The following is a 268-nucleotide window of genomic DNA, read 5'->3' as shown; positions in this document are numbered from 1 at the left end:
CCGGAGAATGCACCATGAATATCCACTTGCATGCCAATGCAACGACGACCCCGAAAACCCGCCAGTACATTCAGGTGTCCCACCAGTCCGTCACCCAACTCGCCGATGAGTTGGGTGTGAGTGAGGATACCATCCGCCGCTGGAAGCGCCGGGACGATGTTGCCGATGGCTCGCACACGCCGCACCGCTTGCAGACTACCCTCACCCCGACCCGGGAAGCGGTGGTCGTGGAACTGCGCAAGACGCTGCTGCTGCCGCTCGATGACCG

1 protein-coding gene is annotated in these 268 nt (G+C 62.3%); it reads left to right on the top strand.

The window, feature by feature from the left end; translation table 11 throughout:
- Positions 1-14: 14 nt before the first annotated feature.
- The coding region (locus E1958_RS19935) for a helix-turn-helix domain-containing protein (RefSeq protein ID WP_133513401.1) at positions 15-268 on the top strand (254 nt) is incomplete at its 3' end.

The organism is Candidatus Thiosymbion oneisti, from assembly GCF_004359955.1.
Taxonomy (GTDB): Bacteria; Pseudomonadota; Gammaproteobacteria; order Chromatiales; family Chromatiaceae; genus Thiosymbion; species Thiosymbion oneisti.
This window is presented reverse-complemented; position numbering and strand designations above follow the sequence as displayed.